Annotated in this window: 15 protein-coding genes; 11 read left to right on the plus strand and 4 right to left on the minus strand. The window is 65.1% G+C overall.

Translation table 11 applies throughout. The features are described 5' to 3' along the window. Together VGN93_RS21080 and VGN93_RS21085 are read right to left on the minus strand one after the other, a co-directional pair. Nucleotides 1-1,218, minus strand: a complete 1,218-nt coding sequence (locus tag VGN93_RS21080; protein ID WP_413818639.1) for a polysaccharide biosynthesis/export family protein — start codon at nucleotides 1,216-1,218, stop codon at nucleotides 1-3. A gap of 101 nt (nucleotides 1,219-1,319) precedes the next feature. Continuing rightward, nucleotides 1,320-2,000 carry a sugar transferase gene (locus tag VGN93_RS21085; RefSeq protein ID WP_327508997.1) on the minus strand — a complete coding sequence of 227 codons (681 nt, stop codon included), beginning with the start codon at nucleotides 1,998-2,000 and terminating at the stop codon, nucleotides 1,320-1,322. Between VGN93_RS21085 and VGN93_RS21090 the strand changes: the two genes are divergently transcribed. The 3 genes from VGN93_RS21090 (at nucleotide 1,903) to VGN93_RS21100 (ending at nucleotide 4,096) form a co-directional block, all read left to right on the plus strand. Then, complete coding sequence (locus tag VGN93_RS21090; protein WP_327509054.1) at nucleotides 1,903-2,241, plus strand: hypothetical protein; 339 nt, start codon at nucleotides 1,903-1,905, stop codon at nucleotides 2,239-2,241. The two genes, VGN93_RS21085 and VGN93_RS21090, sit on opposite strands and share 98 nt — an antisense overlap. 469 nt (nucleotides 2,242-2,710) lie before the next feature. Further along, entirely contained in the window at nucleotides 2,711-3,022 is a 312-nt protein-coding gene (locus tag VGN93_RS21095) for an exopolysaccharide production repressor protein (RefSeq protein WP_319316053.1), read from the plus strand. 75 nt (nucleotides 3,023-3,097) lie between these two features. Next, a complete protein-coding gene (locus tag VGN93_RS21100; RefSeq protein WP_327508998.1) occupies nucleotides 3,098-4,096 on the plus strand; it encodes a glycosyltransferase family 2 protein in 999 nt (332 codons plus the stop codon). Here the strand turns inward: VGN93_RS21100 and VGN93_RS21105 are convergent, their stop codons facing one another. Then, nucleotides 4,097-5,032: a polysaccharide pyruvyl transferase family protein gene (locus tag VGN93_RS21105; RefSeq protein ID WP_327508999.1), complete on the minus strand. Its 936-nt coding sequence runs from the start codon at nucleotides 5,030-5,032 to the stop codon at nucleotides 4,097-4,099. Between the two features lie 25 nt (nucleotides 5,033-5,057). Then, the gene (locus tag VGN93_RS21110) at nucleotides 5,058-6,017 is read right to left on the minus strand and encodes a glycosyltransferase family 2 protein (RefSeq protein WP_327509000.1); all 960 of its coding nucleotides are present in this window, start codon (nucleotides 6,015-6,017) and stop codon (nucleotides 5,058-5,060) included. Between the two features lie 121 nt (nucleotides 6,018-6,138). On the opposite strand from VGN93_RS21110, the gene VGN93_RS21115 reads away from it, so the two are divergent. The 8 genes from VGN93_RS21115 (at nucleotide 6,139) to VGN93_RS21150 (ending at nucleotide 14,025) form a co-directional block, all read left to right on the plus strand. Then, on the plus strand, nucleotides 6,139-7,617 hold the full coding sequence (locus VGN93_RS21115) for a lipopolysaccharide biosynthesis protein (protein ID WP_327509001.1): 1,479 nt from the start codon (nucleotides 6,139-6,141) through the stop codon (nucleotides 7,615-7,617). A 150-nt stretch (nucleotides 7,618-7,767) separates the two neighbouring features. Continuing rightward, nucleotides 7,768-7,917, plus strand: a complete 150-nt coding sequence (locus VGN93_RS21120) for a hypothetical protein (protein ID WP_327509002.1) — start codon at nucleotides 7,768-7,770, stop codon at nucleotides 7,915-7,917. A gap of 73 nt (nucleotides 7,918-7,990) precedes the next feature. Beyond that, entirely contained in the window at nucleotides 7,991-9,109 is a 1,119-nt protein-coding gene (locus VGN93_RS21125) for an acyltransferase (RefSeq protein WP_327509051.1), read from the plus strand. A gap of 2 nt (nucleotides 9,110-9,111) precedes the next feature. Next, nucleotides 9,112-9,885 carry a glycoside hydrolase family 16 protein gene (locus tag VGN93_RS21130; RefSeq protein ID WP_327509003.1) on the plus strand — a complete coding sequence of 258 codons (774 nt, stop codon included), beginning with the start codon at nucleotides 9,112-9,114 and terminating at the stop codon, nucleotides 9,883-9,885. A gap of 13 nt (nucleotides 9,886-9,898) precedes the next feature. Further along, nucleotides 9,899-11,119: a glycosyltransferase gene (locus tag VGN93_RS21135; RefSeq protein WP_327509004.1), complete on the plus strand. Its 1,221-nt coding sequence runs from the start codon at nucleotides 9,899-9,901 to the stop codon at nucleotides 11,117-11,119. Then, nucleotides 11,109-12,107, plus strand: a complete 999-nt coding sequence (locus VGN93_RS21140; RefSeq protein WP_327509005.1) for a glycosyltransferase family 2 protein — start codon at nucleotides 11,109-11,111, stop codon at nucleotides 12,105-12,107. The genes VGN93_RS21135 and VGN93_RS21140 overlap by 11 nt, the downstream gene beginning before the upstream one ends. After that, nucleotides 12,104-13,015, plus strand: coding sequence for a glycosyltransferase family 2 protein (locus VGN93_RS21145; protein ID WP_327509006.1), 912 nt, complete (start codon nucleotides 12,104-12,106; stop codon nucleotides 13,013-13,015). Before VGN93_RS21140 ends, VGN93_RS21145 begins: the two co-directional genes overlap by 4 nt. Next, nucleotides 13,012-14,025 carry a glycosyltransferase family 2 protein gene (locus VGN93_RS21150; RefSeq protein WP_327509007.1) on the plus strand — a complete coding sequence of 338 codons (1,014 nt, stop codon included), beginning with the start codon at nucleotides 13,012-13,014 and terminating at the stop codon, nucleotides 14,023-14,025. The genes VGN93_RS21145 and VGN93_RS21150 overlap by 4 nt, the downstream gene beginning before the upstream one ends. The last annotated feature ends 3 nt before the right edge of the window (nucleotides 14,026-14,028 follow it).

Consider the following 14,028-nt stretch of genomic DNA (forward strand, 5'->3'; position numbering starts at 1 on the left):
TCACTGCGTGCCGAGGTTCAGCTCCACCTTGACGATATCGCCCGGCAGGACCGGCGTCGTCTCGGTGGCGCGGATCTGCTCTGTCTTGCCCTCGACCGTGCGCAGGATCGAATAGCCGATATTTTCGGCCGCAAGCCCGCCCTTCAGCGCCGCCGCGTCGGCCGATTGCATCATCGCCTCCGACATCAGGTCGCGGCTCGTGCCGAGCTTCAGCGTCAGCGTGTCGAGTTCCTGCTCGGTGTTCTGCAGCTCCTGGGCCAGCTGCGCATCCCAGTCGTTCTGCAGGTTGGTCTCGTCCTGTGTGGCCTTGTTGATGTCCTGCTTGGCCTTCAGCGACGAGGTGTCGATGTCGAGCAATGCCGCTTGCAGGTCGGCGGTGCGCTGCTCCAGCGCCAGCCGCCTTGAACTGATGGCAAGACCCTTTTCGGCGAGCGCATCGACCTTGTCGAGGTCGCCCTGCACCAGTTCGAGCTGCCGTGTCTGGGTTTCGGATTTCTTGCCGAGCGACGTGATCTCGCTGTCGAGCAGCGCCTTCAGGTCGGCAAGTGCGGTCAATTGCAGCCGGAGCCGCTTTTCGCGCGAGGTCATCAGCGCCGTTTCGCTGGCGAGGATGGCGCGGGCCTCCTCCGCCTTGCCGAGTTCCTTCGGCATCTCGATGTCCTTGGCTCCGCTCATCTCGGCGACGATGCGGGCGCGGCGGATCAGGAGGCGGTTGCGCTCGGCGAGATAGACGGCGGCGTCGCCTTCCGAGCGCAGGAAATCGCGGGCGAAGCGCTGCCCGGCCTCCGCGCGGCGAAGCCCGCCGCCGAAGCTGACCGCCTTCAGCACGGTGAGGCCGGGGGCAAAAGGATAGGCGCCCGGCGTCTGCACCTCGCCGGCGAGATAGACCGGCCTATATTCGGCAATCTCCACCGAGGCGGAGGGACGATCGCGCAGGCCGAACAGGATCTGCATCTTCTTGCCGATCTCCTCGGCAAGTTCGCCCGAGGTGCGGCCATCGGCCGGCAGCTGGCCGATGAAGGGCAGCGAGACCGAACCGTCGGCGCCGACGCTGTAGTCGCCGCTGACGGCGCTCCAGTCGCGGATGGCGCCCTCGGCCGTCTGCCATTCCGCCACGCGGATGCGCAGCTTGTCCATCACGCCGAGCCGGTATTCCGCGGCGAAGGCCGGCCCTGCCGCGAGCGTCAGCGCGAGGCAGAACGGCGCGACGAGGCGCATGGAAAGGGCAATCGCGGCCACCCGGGCCGCGTTCGAAATTCTCTTCATGGGAATCCCTCTCTCTGGCCGCCCGCCATTCAAGATGGCGAGCGTGCCCAGGATCAGTAGCTGCCGCGTGACAGGCACACGGCCGGGATGGTGCGGGCAACGATGACGAGGTCGGTGATCAGCGACCAGTTGCGCACATAATGGGTGTCGAAGGCGACGCGGCTCTCATAGGAGACGTCGTTGCGCCCGCTGACCTGCCAGAGGCCCGTCAGGCCGGGCCGCGTCTGGAGATAGTAGACGGCGGAAGCCTCGTAGAGCTCCAGCTCGTCCTCGACCACCGGGCGGGGTCCCACGATGCTCATCTCACCCCGCAGGATGTTGAACAGCTGGGGCAGTTCGTCGAGGCTCAGCTTGCGCAGCACGGTGCCCACCACGGTGACGCGGGGATCGTGTTGCAGCTTGCGCGTCGTGCGCCATTCCTCGTAGGCCGCCGGGTTCTGCTCCAGATATTGGTGGAGCAGGGCATCGCCGTTTTCCGCCATGGTGCGGAACTTCAGGCAACGGAAGGTCGAACCGTTATAGCCGATGCGGCGGTGGCCATAGAAGACGCTACCGCCGCCATCCGAATATTTCACGAGCGCCATGATCAGCACGAAGATCGGGCTGAGCAGGACGAGGGCGGCAAGCGCCACCAGAATGTCAAAACTCCTTTTTGATATTCCCCCTACCGGTGGAGCACCGGCGGTGACAGTACTGAAAAACGGCGAGATGGCCGATCGACTCGCGGACTTCATAGAGGTCGCTCCATTGGCTTGCGATTTGGTCGGGTCCTTCGGACGCGTTCTGACATCCAATGCCGAGTGTATGGTCACAGTTTGTTTTTTGAAGCGTGAAGAATCGATCAAAAAACAGGCAATCCGTATATCAGAAGATTTGAATGTCCTAATTTTAAGTTCTTTTCGAGAAAAGACCGGTGACCGGCGCCTCTATAGAGATAGAAGATGGCAAATGTTTCAGCCGAAATATGCTGGATAACACTTTGTATCACTTCTTCTGACGGGAAGCGATCGACGTGGTTACAGGGATTTTCGACATTTCTATGTAACCGGTCCGTCTATGCGGGGCCGTATACCTCTGAAGGGCGTAATTTTTTGCACTGCAATATTATTTTGCGGTGCACATTTTTCCGTGAACTGTTGCTGATATTGTAACAAAAGTTGATCGACAGCCCCCCGGCGCGCAACCCATCGGGTGCGACCCGCATCGACAAATTCGCGTCATCGGCGTAACCGCGGGTTTTTGAGGCAGAAGGCATGGCTGAATCTGGGCAGGAAGATGGCGGCGATTCTGCCGAAAGGCGTTCCGGCGCCTTAACGGAACCACAAGACAAATGAACGAGGATAGGAACTGGTCCCGCATGCGACTGGTTAATACCAATGATTGCACGGACCAAAATGGCACCCTATAGTCCGATGGAGCCTAAGAGGAGAAGGCGGACCCACCGATGAAACGCGCGCCCGAAACCAAATCGCGGGATAGCCTGGCCTACGCGCCACGCTTCTTCCTCAGCATGCTTCTTGCGCTCGTCGCCTTCGCGGTCGTGACCTATCTCGCCACCGGTTCCTTCGCCACGACCGCGATCCAGACGCTGGTCTGTGCCGTGCTCATCCAGCTCGGCTATTTCGCCACGATGCTCTATCTCGTCCGGCAGGAAGCCAAGGCCCGCAAGAGCGAGCTCGACGGCCGGCAGGAACCCGACAAGGCGACGCCGAAAGTCCCCGTGACGATGAACGAGCCCGGCCACTCGAAATTCTGATTATCCCCAAAGCCGTTTTTGTGCCCTTTTCGCCTTTCATGCTGCATTGCAGCGAAGCGAACGCGTGAAAGGGGTATGATCGTGACCGAGGACAACAGGGTCTGCGTCATCATTGCCGCGAAGAATGCGGAAGAGACGATCGGGCGGGCCGTGCGCTCGGCGCTGGCGGAGCCCGAAGTGGCGGAAGTCGTGGTGGTGGACGACGGCTCGAGCGACGCCACCATGGCCGCCGCCGATGCCGCCGACGATGGCAGCGGCCGGCTGGAGCTCATCCGCTTCAAGGTCAACCGCGGGCCGTCCGCCGCCCGCAACCACGCCATCGCCATTTCCCGCGCGCCGCTGATCGGCATTCTCGATGCGGACGATTTCTTCTTTCCCGGCCGCTTCCGCCAGATGCTCGCCTGCGAGGACTGGGATTTCATCGCCGACAACATCGCCTTCATGGAGAAGGCCGATCTTTCCCGCAAGCCGGCGTCGTTCGCGCCCCGCCCGAAAAGGCTCGACCTCAAGACCTTCGTGCTCGGCAATATTTCGCGCCGCGGTGCGCCGCGCGGCGAACTCGGTTTCCTGAAGCCCGTCATGCGCCGGGCCTTCCTCGATGCGCACGGGCTGCGCTACCGCGAGGAGATGCGGCTTGGCGAGGATTATGAACTCTATGTGCGCGCCCTCGTCGCCGGTGCGCGTTATACGGTGATCGAGAGCTGCGGTTATGGCGCGGTGGTGCGCGCCAATTCGCTGAGCGGCCAGCACCGCACGAAGGACCTGGAGGCGCTGCGCGATGCCGAACGCGCCATCCTCGCGACGGGCGACGTGCCTTCGGAGGCCGAGGCGGTGATGCGCCGGCACTGCCGGCAGATCGCCGACCGGCATGCGCTGCGCCACTTCCTCGACAGCAAGCGGGAGGCGGGTGCCGGCGCCGCCCTCGGCTATGCCTTTTCAAACCCAGCCGCCATGCCGGCCATTGCCGGCGGCATCCTGCGCGACAAGCTGGACGCCGCACGTCGTCGTGGACGCCCGCAAACGCGCGCCACCGAGGGCGACGGGCTGCGTTACCTGCTGCCCGTGGCCGATTGATCAGAGATAGTCGCGCCGGACGTCTTCCAAGACGGCGTAGAGCCGTTCCTTGCGCTCGGCGAGGCGTGCATCGCTGCTGAGCTGCGGCGTGGCGCGGCTTGCCTGCCAGAGCGCCAGCGTTGACGGTGCGGCGAGCACCTGCTTGGCCGCAAGACGCAGGCCGGATTGCGCCTCCACCTTCACGGCGATATCGCCCTCGTCGGGCCTGCGCGGTGGCGCGGCGCTTGATCGGTCATAATCGACGCCCCAGAAGCGGGCGCCCTTGACGATCGCCTCGGCGCGGCTGGAGATCGGGATGCGGCGCGGGCGATGCTCGACGCCGACGGTCGCGGCCCAGTCGCGCCACTTGAAGCTGTTGATGCTGTCCGACGTCGCGACGGCGACCCACGGCACGCGAAAGGCATCGGCGAGGATGGCGCCATGCATGGATTCGGCGACGATCAGCTCGGATTGCGCGATCTCGCGGATCACGTCCTTCGCCTCGCCGCGCGGATCGATGTAGTGCATGCCGACCGTGGCGCAGGTGACCGGCCAGAGGCCCGCCACCGCCGATTCCCAATGGGGCACGAAGGTGCGCTTGTGGCGCTTCCGCAGGTTCTTGAATTCCGGCATGTCGGGCACCAGCACGGCCGGATCGACGATGCCGAGCGCTTCCGGCACGCCGACCTTTTCGGCCGTCAGCGGCCCGCGCACGCAGCGGATGTCCCACAGGCTGCGGTCGCCCATTTCCGGCAGCGCGCCATAGCCGAAGCCGCTGCCGAGCACCAGCTTGCGGCCCTCCTCCGGCAGCAGCGCCTTGTTCAGCACCGTGCCGACGCCGACGAGAAGCACGTCCGGATGCACGTCCCTAAAGCCCGGCAGCAGGAAATCCCAGAGCCAGAGATTGAGGTCGTCACCGAAATTGCCGTGCTGCGATTCCCAGTAATAGGGCTTCATGTCCTGCTCCTTCGAAAGGGTGGTATCAGCGGGAGAATTTGCCGACGGCGAGGCCGACGGCGCTGGTGAGGATGCGCGGATCGCGCATCGCCCAGCGCGCCAGCATGTCGAATTGCGGCAGCTTGCGGCGTTTGAGCAGCCGCGCCTGGCTCCACAGCGCCTGGCGCCGCGCCGTCTGCTTGTAGGCGCGCAGCGACTGCACCTCCGCCGGCCGTTCGGCAAAACGCGATTCCAGCCGGTCGAGCGCCACCCAGGTGTTGAACTGCTGGGTGAGGAACTGCGGTGAATCGTTATCGACGCCGTGGAAGATGTTGAGCCCCTCGCCGCGCAGGGCACCCGCCGTGCCGCTCAGCACCGTGCGGCGCGATGCCAGCACGCAATCGCAGAAGAACAGCACGTCTTCCGCCGCAAGCCGCAAAGCCGCATCGAAGCGCACCTTTTCGAACAGCGGCCGGCTGATGACCATGCAGGAGAGGTGCAGAAAGCTCCAGTTCTTGAGCATGACCTGGGTGAGATCGGGGATTTCGATGAGCAGCGGATCGTCGCTCAGCCGGGTGACGGCCTCGGTCTTTTCCAGGTCCGCCACGCCGAAATGGTAGTAGAAGGCATCGCCCCCGGTGATCGAGGCGAAATAGCAATCGGTACCGAGACGCGTCATCGCGTCATGGGCGTTTGCGAGGTGGTCCGGGGTGAACGTATCGTCCGAATCGAGGAAGGCGACGAGGTCGGTTTCGGGCGACACATGGTCGAGCCCGGTATTGCGCGCGCCGCCCGGCCCGGCATTCTCCTGGCGGATGATTCGCACGCGCGCCTGGTCTTCTTCAGAAAAAGTCACGATGTCGCCATCGGCCGGATAGGGCGATTCGTCATCGACGACGATAACGTCGAAGTCCTTGAATCCTTGCGCAAAAACGGAGTCCAGCGCGCGCGTGAGGATGCCCGGCTCCTTCTGGTAGAAGGGGATGATAACTGTCAGCTTCGCCATCTTTTCGTCCCTGTGGTTTCTCTAGAAAGAGTTTCGTCTGGTCTCCTCCCACCGGGGCGCGGCCGTTTCCGGCGCAGGCTTCTGGTCTCGTCAAAGCTCCTTTTTGCAGCAGGAATCCGCCATGTCCCAGCACGTCAACGCGAAGTCGGTGACCCGAAACGTCGGCTGGAGCGTCCTATCCAAGACAAGTACATTCGGGCTTAAATTTGTCACGGTGCCCATTCTGGCAAGGCTCTTGACGCCCGAAGAGTTCGGCGCGGTGGCCGTGGCGCTCGCCGTCGTGCAGTTCCTGGCGATGATCGGCGGGGCCGGTCTCGCCTCCGCTTTGATCCTCGAACCGAACGAGGACGAGGAGACGATCCACTCGGTTTTCTGGGCGAATCTCGCCTTCGCCTGCCTGATGGCGGCGGGGCTCTACATCTGGGCGGAGCCGCTTGCCGGCTGGTTCGGCGCGGCGGACGCCGCCTATCTTCTGCGCCTCATGTGCCTGCTCATTCCCTTGCAGCTTGCCGGTGACGTCGCCTATGCGCTGGTCGCGCGCCGCATGCAGTTCAGCAAGGATGCGCTGTGGAGCATGATCTCCGAATCGATTGCGGCGATTGCCGCCGTCATCCTGGCGCTCGCCGGTTTCGGCGTCTGGTCGCTCGTCGCGCAGCTGTTCGTGTCGGGCGTCATCCGCCTTGGCGGGCTGTTCTTCGTGTCGCGCTACCTGCCGCGGTTCCGCTTTCGCCTTGCCGGCGTCGTGCGGCTCGCGCGCTTCAGCCTCGGCCTGATGGGTTCGGAAATCGCCAATTTCGTCACCTTCCAGTCGCCGATGGTCGTGATCTCGCGTTTCCTCGGCCTCGCCGATGCCGGCGCCTATTCCGCCGCCAACCGCTTTTCCAGCATTCCCAACCAGGTGGTGCTGTCGGGCGTCATGGGCGTGCTCTTCCCCGCCTTCAGCGCCATGATGCACGACCGCGAACGCCGCTCGCAGGCGCTGATGCTGAGCACGCAGGTGACGACGCTGCTCTTGGCGCCCATGATGTTCGGCCTCTGGGCGCTGGCGGAACCTTCGATGCTGCTGCTCTTCGGCGCGCAATGGGCGGCCGCCTGGCCGGTGCTCGGCCTGCTGGCGCTCTCCAAGGGGCTGCTCACGCCGTGCAGCACCTTCATCCCCTATCTCAAGGGCTCGGGCCATGGCGGCGCGTTGTTCTGGTGGGCGGTCGGCCGCGCCATCGTCACCACCGCCGCCGTCGCCTATGGCGCCTATAACGGCACGCTGATCGAAGCGATGGTGGCGCTCTGCCTGGTCAATGCGGCTGTCCTCGTCGGTTATTCCTGGGTGGTGTTCCGCGCCGACGGCACGCCGTTCCTCTCCGGCTTCTACCGCTCGATCCGCCCGATGCTGACCGCCGCCCTGATGGCGCTCGCCGTGCGCTACGCCCTCGAGCACTATCTCGCGCAGCATTTCCATCCGGTCGTGCAGGTCGGCCTCGGCATGGCGCTCGGCGGCGTGATCTACACGGTTCTCGTGCTCCTCACCGAACGCCCGCTCATCAAAAAAATCGTCGATCTCGTGCGCCGTCCCAAGGCGGCGCCCGCTGCCGCATTGCCCTGACCCTGCCCCAATTCGGCATCGACCGGCCCGAATCGCGTTCGTGGCCGCACAAATCGATTAAGCAGATCGAAAAAAGTTTTGGCCCGTATGCAGCCAGCAATTGCAGGTAAATCAGTATATTCGCATGTTATGCAAAGTATTGATGGACTGATGGCTGAACTTCCCATGCGGCCGCCCGCAGCACTATTTTCCGGCACATCTCGCCGCGCCGTTTTTGCTGCAATGCAACCAGGCGATCACGAAAATTTGCTGCGTTGCCATATTTTCTGGCGCACCGTCACCCATACTCAGCACCCGTAGGCTCGAGTCTGCTCTCGTTTGAATGGCCGTCCGGGGGGAACGGCCCACCAGAGGGGTGACATACACCGTGGATATCGACGCGACCGTTTCCGCGCGCATCAACATGATGCGCATCGTGCTGATTACCGGGATCATCTTCGTGCATGTTCCCTATGATCCCGCGACCAGTCCCTATCTCGGCCAGTTCGGCGGGCTCGACTGGCTGCGCGTGTTCCTGGCCGACAGCCTGTTTCGCATCGGCGTGCCGTGCCTCAGCGCGATCTCCGGCTTCCTGCTGTTCCACCGCGGCTGGCAGGCTTTCGATTATCGCAAGACGCTGCGCACCAAGGCCTCGACCATCCTCGTGCCGTTCCTGCTGTGGAACACGGCATTCCTCGTGCTGGTCTATGCCGCGCAGTCGCGGGGCATCGGCTTCGGCTACCTGCCGGATGTCGTCAACGCCACGCCGCGCGACTGGATGAACCTTGCGCTTGCCATCGAGACCTGGCCGATCAACATCCCGCTCTATTTCCTGCGCGACCTGCTGCTCTGCCTGCTGCTGTCGCCGCTGATCGCCCTTGCCATCCGGCACTATCCGCGCACCGTGCTGGCGCTGATGCTCGCCTATGCGGTGCTGCCGCTGCCGAACGGCATCTTTCTCAAGAAATCCATCCTGTTCGGCTTCAGCTTCGGCGTGGCGATGGCCCTGCACCGCGTCGATATCAAGCGCCTCGACCGCTTCGCCGCCCCGGTCGTGGCGGCGGTTCTGGCCATGGCGGTGGCCCTGTCTCTGGCGCTCTATGCCTTCGGCCCGGAATTCCCAGCCTGGCTCGACATGCTGCGCAGCCTCGCGGCGATTGCCGGCATTTTCGGCGCCTGGACGCTGTCGGCCTTGCTGATCCGCACGAATGCAGGACAGGCGCTGGCGCGCATGGGCGGCCTCAGCTTCTGGATCTTCTGCGGGCACTATCCGCTGCTCATCCTGTTCTGGATGGTCTGGAACCGGCTCGGCATTGCCGATTACCCGCTGTTCTACGCCGCAAGCCCCATCTTGGCGCTCGCCATCCTCGTCGCGACCCATTCCGCGGCGCGGCGCTTCCTGCCGTCGCTGCACGCCATCCTCACCGGCCGCCGCATCGGCGGTCCGAAACGGCTCGCCACAGAGCCAAATCCGCCGATGAAGCCTGCCGGCTCCATCGCGCAACGGAGGTGACCATGAAAAACACCCTCAGCGCCGCAGCACTTATCGCGGCCCTTACCGCCGCCGGTCCGCTCGCCGCGCAGGAAGGCGCCAACGGCACGTCCTTCGTGGAAGAGTTCGACACGCTCGACAAGGCGATCTGGTACGTCTCCGACGGCTGGAACAACGGTGCGCACCAGAACTGCACCTGGTCGAAGGATCAGGTCGCCGTCACCGGTGGCAAGCTTGAACTCTCCTTCGACGCCAAAAAACTCGGCGAGCGCGACTATGCCTGCGGCGAGATCCAGACCCGCAAGCGGTTCGGCTACGGCACCTATGAAGTGCGCATGAAGGCCGCCACCGGGCAGGGCCTGAACTCCGCCTTCTTCAGCTATATCGGCCCGGCCGACAAGAAGGTGCATGACGAGATCGACTTCGAGGTGCTCGGCAAGAACACGGCGCGCGTGCAGCTCAACCAGTATGTCGCCGGAAAGGGCGGCAACGAGAAGCTGGTGGACGTGGCCGGCGGTGCCGACGCCGGTTTCAACGACTATGCCTTCGTCTGGCAGAAGGAGCGTCTGCGCTACTATGTCAACGGCGCGCTGGTGCACGAGGTGACCGACCCGAAGGCGTTGCCGAACAACGCCCAGAAGATCTTCCTCTCGCTCTGGGGCACCGACACGCTCTCCAACTGGATGGGCAAGTTCGCCTTTGCCGGCCCGACGAAGCTGGAGGTCGAGCGCCTGGCCTTCACCGCGGAGGGGGACGCCTGCCAGTTTTCCGATTCCGTCGCCTGCCTGCTGAACTGATCGGATCGTGCCGATGCTGCGTGTCCTGTATCTCGTCCACGACCTTTCCGACCCGGCGGTGCGCCGCCGGGTGCTGATGTTGCAGGCCGGTGGTGCCGAGGTGGTGCTGGCCGGTTTCCGCCGCGGTGAAAACCGGCTCGCCGACATCGAGGGCATCGCGCCGGTGGAGCTTGGCGCGACGAAAGACGCGCAGTTCGCGCAGCGCCTGCTTGCGGTGGTGGGCGCCTCGGTGTCGCTCGGCCGACGGCTCGGCGGCATGGCGCGGCCGGACGTCATCCTGGCGCGCAATCTCGAAATGCTGGCGCTTGCCGGCCGGGCGGCGGCGCAGTTCGGCGGCGCGGTGCCGGTCGCCTATGAATGCCTCGACGTGCACCGCCTGCTGCTGCGCGAGGACGCCGTCGGCCGGGCGCTGCGGGCGGCGGAGAGCCATTTCGGCAGGCGGGCCAAACTGCTCGTCACCAGCTCGCCGGCCTTCGTCGAGCACTATTTCAAGCCGCTCTCCGGCATCCGCGCGCCGACGCATCTGCTGGAAAACCAGGTGCTGGAGCTCGACCGCGGCGAGGCCGGCCCGCCGGCCCGGACAAAGACGGAAGGCCAGCCCTGGCGCATCGGCTGGTTCGGCGCGATCCGCTGCCGCAAGTCGCTTGCGCTGCTCTCCGAATTCACCCGCCGCATGGAGGGGCGCTTCGAGGTGGTGCTGCGCGGCCGGCCGGCGCGTTCGGAATTCGAGGATTTCGACGGTCTCGTCGCCCGCGAACCGTTCATCCGCTTCGAAGGCCCCTATCGCAACCCGGAAGACCTCGCGGGCATCTATGCGGAGGTCGATTTCGCCTGGGCGATCGATTTCTTCGAGGAGGGGCAGAATTCGCACTGGCTCTTGCCTAACCGGCTCTACGAAGGCTGCCGCCATGGCGCCCTGCCGATCGTGCTGTCCGGCACCGAGACGGCGCGGCTGGCGGGCGAGCGCGGCGTCGCCATCACGCTCGACGATGCCCGGCTCGACACCCTGATGACCCGCTTCTCCGCCTTCGACGACAGCGCCTACCGGGCGCTGCACGCCCAACTCGTCGCCCTCGGCCCTCGGCCCTGGATCGTCGACCGCGCCGATTGCACCGCCTTCGTCCAGCGCCTCGCCGCCCTCCGCCAGCCGGGCGTGCAGCCGGTGGCGCGTCCCGTTCCCTCCCTCGTCACAAACCCCTCCCACATCGACAAGGTGGATTGCCATGACCGTTGACGCTGTAACGTCCGTGCGTTGCCTGATCGTGATCCCGTGCCTCAACGAGGCCCGCTACCTGGAGCCGCTGGTCCGCCAGCTCGAACCGACGCTGCAAGAGCTTTCCGCGACGCTGGTCGTGGTGGATGGCGGCAGCACGGACGGCACGCGGGAGATCGCGGCAAGCCTTGCCGCGAGCGTGCCGAACATGCGGGTGATCGACAATCCGAAGCGCATCCAGAGCGCTGCCGTCAACCTCGCCGTCGCGACCTTCGGCATGGATCACGACTATCTCATCCGCATCGACGCGCATGGCACCTATCCGGCGGATTATTGCCACGTGCTGGTCGAGGAGGCGCTGGCGACCGGGGCGGATTCCGTCGTCGTCGCCATGCAGACCGTCGGCTTCGGCCTGTTCCAGAAGGCGACCGCCGTGGCGCAGAATTCCGTGCTCGGCAATGGCGGCGCGAAACACCGCGTCGGTGCCGAAAGCCATTGGGTCGACCACGGCCACCACGCACTGATGCGCATCTCCGCCTTCCGCACGGTCGGCGGTTATGACGAGACGTTCAACGCCAATGAAGACGCCGAATGCGATTTTCGCCTGGCCAAGGCCGGCTATCGCATCTGGATGACGGCGCGCACCAGCATGATCTATTATCCGCGCGCCAGCGCCTCGCTGCTCTTCAAGCAATATTTCCGCTACGGCCGCGGCCGGGCGCGCAACTTCCTGAAACACCGGTCACGGCCGAGCATCCGGCAGATGATCCCGCTGATGGTGGCGCCCGTCGCCGTGGGGGCGGCGCTTGCGGCGATCAACTGGCTGGCGGCGGTGCCGGTGGTGCTGTGGGCGGCGGCCTGCCTCGGCTACGGCGCCTGGATGGCGCTTGGCCAGCGCAATCCCTACGGCCCGCTCGCCGCCGTCTCGGCGATGATCATGCATTTCGCCTGGTCGGCCGGTTTCTGGCGCGAGCTCCTGGATATCCGCCAGCGGAGGGTCGCGACATGACGCGCATCGATATCGCCGTCTGCACGTTTCGGCGTGAGGCCGTGAGCGAGACATTGGCCTCGCTCGCCCGGCTGACCGTGCCGCATGGCGTGCAACTGCGCGTCATCGTCGCCGACAACGATATCGAGCCGAGCGCGCGCGAGCGCGTCGCCGCCGCGCGGCTGCCGATGGACATCGCCTATGTACATTGCCCGGCCGGCAACATTTCCATTGCCCGCAACGCCTGCCTCGACCACGCGGACGCCGATTTCATCGCTTTCGTCGACGACGACGAGACGGTGGAGCCGCAATGGCTCGACCGGCTGCTGGCCGAGGCGAACAAGAGTGCTGCCGACGTGGTGCTGGGGCCGGTGCGCGCAATCTACGCCGCAGACGCGCCCGCCTGGATGCGGCGCGGCGACTTTCATTCCACCCTCCCCGTCTGGGTCGGTGGCGAGATTCGCACCGGCTATACCTGCAACGTGCTGATGCGCCTTGCCGCACCGTCGATCACCGGCCGGCGCTTCGACCTGACGCTGGGGCGCAGCGGCGGCGAGGACACCGCCTTCTTCGACGCGGTGCATGCCGCCGGCGGCCGTATCGCCTTTGCCGAGGAGGCCTGGGTGCAGGAACCGGTGCCCGCCAACCGCGCTCGCTTCGCCTGGCTCGCCCAGCGCCGGCTGCGCATGGGCCAGACGCATGGCCGGCTTCTCGCGGAACGGCATGAGGGTTTTGCGCGGCTCACCGCGGCGGCGCTGGCTACGGCGAAATGCGCCGCCTGCTTTACCAGCGCGGCGGCCTTCGTTCTCCTGCCGGTGCGGCGCAACCGATTTGTCCTGCGCGGCCTGCTGCATGCCGGCGCCGTCGGCGGCCTGTTCGGTGCCCGCGCCATCGAACCCTATGGAACCGTGGAGGCAACCGCCCGATGATGGACATGCCCGAGGTCAGCGTCGTCATCGCCGCCTACAATGCGGCCGATACGATCGAACGCGCCATCCAGAGCGCGCTCGCGCAGCGTGATGTGGCGGTGGAGATCCTCGTCGTCGACGATTTTTCCACCGACGGGACACGCGCGACAGTCGCCGCTCTGGTTGAACCCGCCGTGCAGCTCATCGCGCTCGATCGCAATCTCGGCCCCGGCGGCGCGCGCAATGCGGGTTTTGCCGCGGCACGTGGAAAATGGATCGCAGTGCTCGATTCCGACGACACGATCCGGCCCGACCGGCTTCGCCGCCTCGTCGATCTCGCCGAGCGCGAGGACGCGGCCGTCGCGGTGGACAATCTCGACGTGCTCACGCTCGATGGCCGGGTGGAGCGGATGTTTGCCGAGGACCTGCTTGCGCGCACGCCCTACCTGACGCTGGCCGACTTCATCGACTCCAACCTGATTTTCCAGAGCACGCATAATTTCGGCTACATGAAGCCGATGTTCCGCCGGGCCTTCCTGGAGGATAACCGGCTCGCCTTCGATACGGCGCTCAGGATCGGCGAGGACTATCTGCTGCTCGCCTCGACGCTTGCCGCCGGCGGCAAATGCGTGGTCGCGCCCGAAGTCGGCTACACCTATCACATCCGCGAAGGCTCGATTTCGCGCGTGCTGCACCCCCACCATGTCGATGCCATGCTGGCCGGCGACGGGCGGTTTCTCGCGCGTTTTGAACTCGAAGGCGCGGATGCCGCGGCACAGCGCCGCCGCACGCGCAACCTCATGGAAACGCGCGCCTTCCTGGCGCTCATCCAGCATCTCAAGAATCGTTCGTTCGGGCCTGCCCTCAAGGTGGCGCTCGGCGATCCCGTCGCGCTCCGGCATCTGAAGATGCCGATCGCCGCCCGATGGCGCCGTCTCACGTCGCCATCGTCCCATCGCACGATGGCTGCGCCCCGCGCGGCTCCCTCCCCATCGACAGCGCAAGACCTGGCGCTCAAGAACAAAGGATAAAAT

The sequence above is a fragment of the Shinella sp. genome (assembly GCF_035998705.1).
Lineage (GTDB): Bacteria > Pseudomonadota > Alphaproteobacteria > Rhizobiales > Rhizobiaceae > Shinella.

Excerpts from the sequence above, each read along its gene's own strand:
- VGN93_RS21130 (WP_327509003.1), top strand. The coding sequence starts at position 9,112 with ATGAAAAACACCCTCAGCGCCGCAGCACTTATCGCGGCCCTTACCGCC.
- VGN93_RS21080 (WP_413818639.1), bottom strand. The coding sequence starts at position 1,218 with ATGCGCCTCGTCGCGCCGTTCTGCCTCGCGCTGACGCTCGCGGCAGGG.
- VGN93_RS21115 (WP_327509001.1), top strand. The coding sequence starts at position 6,139 with ATGTCCCAGCACGTCAACGCGAAGTCGGTGACCCGAAACGTCGGCTGG.
- VGN93_RS21145 (WP_327509006.1), top strand. The coding sequence starts at position 12,104 with ATGACGCGCATCGATATCGCCGTCTGCACGTTTCGGCGTGAGGCCGTG.
- VGN93_RS21135 (WP_327509004.1), top strand. The coding sequence starts at position 9,899 with ATGCTGCGTGTCCTGTATCTCGTCCACGACCTTTCCGACCCGGCGGTG.
- VGN93_RS21150 (WP_327509007.1), top strand. The coding sequence starts at position 13,012 with ATGATGGACATGCCCGAGGTCAGCGTCGTCATCGCCGCCTACAATGCG.
- VGN93_RS21085 (WP_327508997.1), bottom strand. The coding sequence starts at position 2,000 with ATGAAGTCCGCGAGTCGATCGGCCATCTCGCCGTTTTTCAGTACTGTC.
- VGN93_RS21100 (WP_327508998.1), top strand. The coding sequence starts at position 3,098 with ATGATCGTGACCGAGGACAACAGGGTCTGCGTCATCATTGCCGCGAAG.
- VGN93_RS21105 (WP_327508999.1), bottom strand. The coding sequence starts at position 5,032 with ATGAAGCCCTATTACTGGGAATCGCAGCACGGCAATTTCGGTGACGAC.
- VGN93_RS21110 (WP_327509000.1), bottom strand. The coding sequence starts at position 6,017 with ATGGCGAAGCTGACAGTTATCATCCCCTTCTACCAGAAGGAGCCGGGC.
- VGN93_RS21095 (WP_319316053.1), top strand. The coding sequence starts at position 2,711 with ATGAAACGCGCGCCCGAAACCAAATCGCGGGATAGCCTGGCCTACGCG.
- VGN93_RS21140 (WP_327509005.1), top strand. The coding sequence starts at position 11,109 with ATGACCGTTGACGCTGTAACGTCCGTGCGTTGCCTGATCGTGATCCCG.
- VGN93_RS21090 (WP_327509054.1), top strand. The coding sequence starts at position 1,903 with ATGTCAAAACTCCTTTTTGATATTCCCCCTACCGGTGGAGCACCGGCG.
- VGN93_RS21120 (WP_327509002.1), top strand. The coding sequence starts at position 7,768 with ATGGCTGAACTTCCCATGCGGCCGCCCGCAGCACTATTTTCCGGCACA.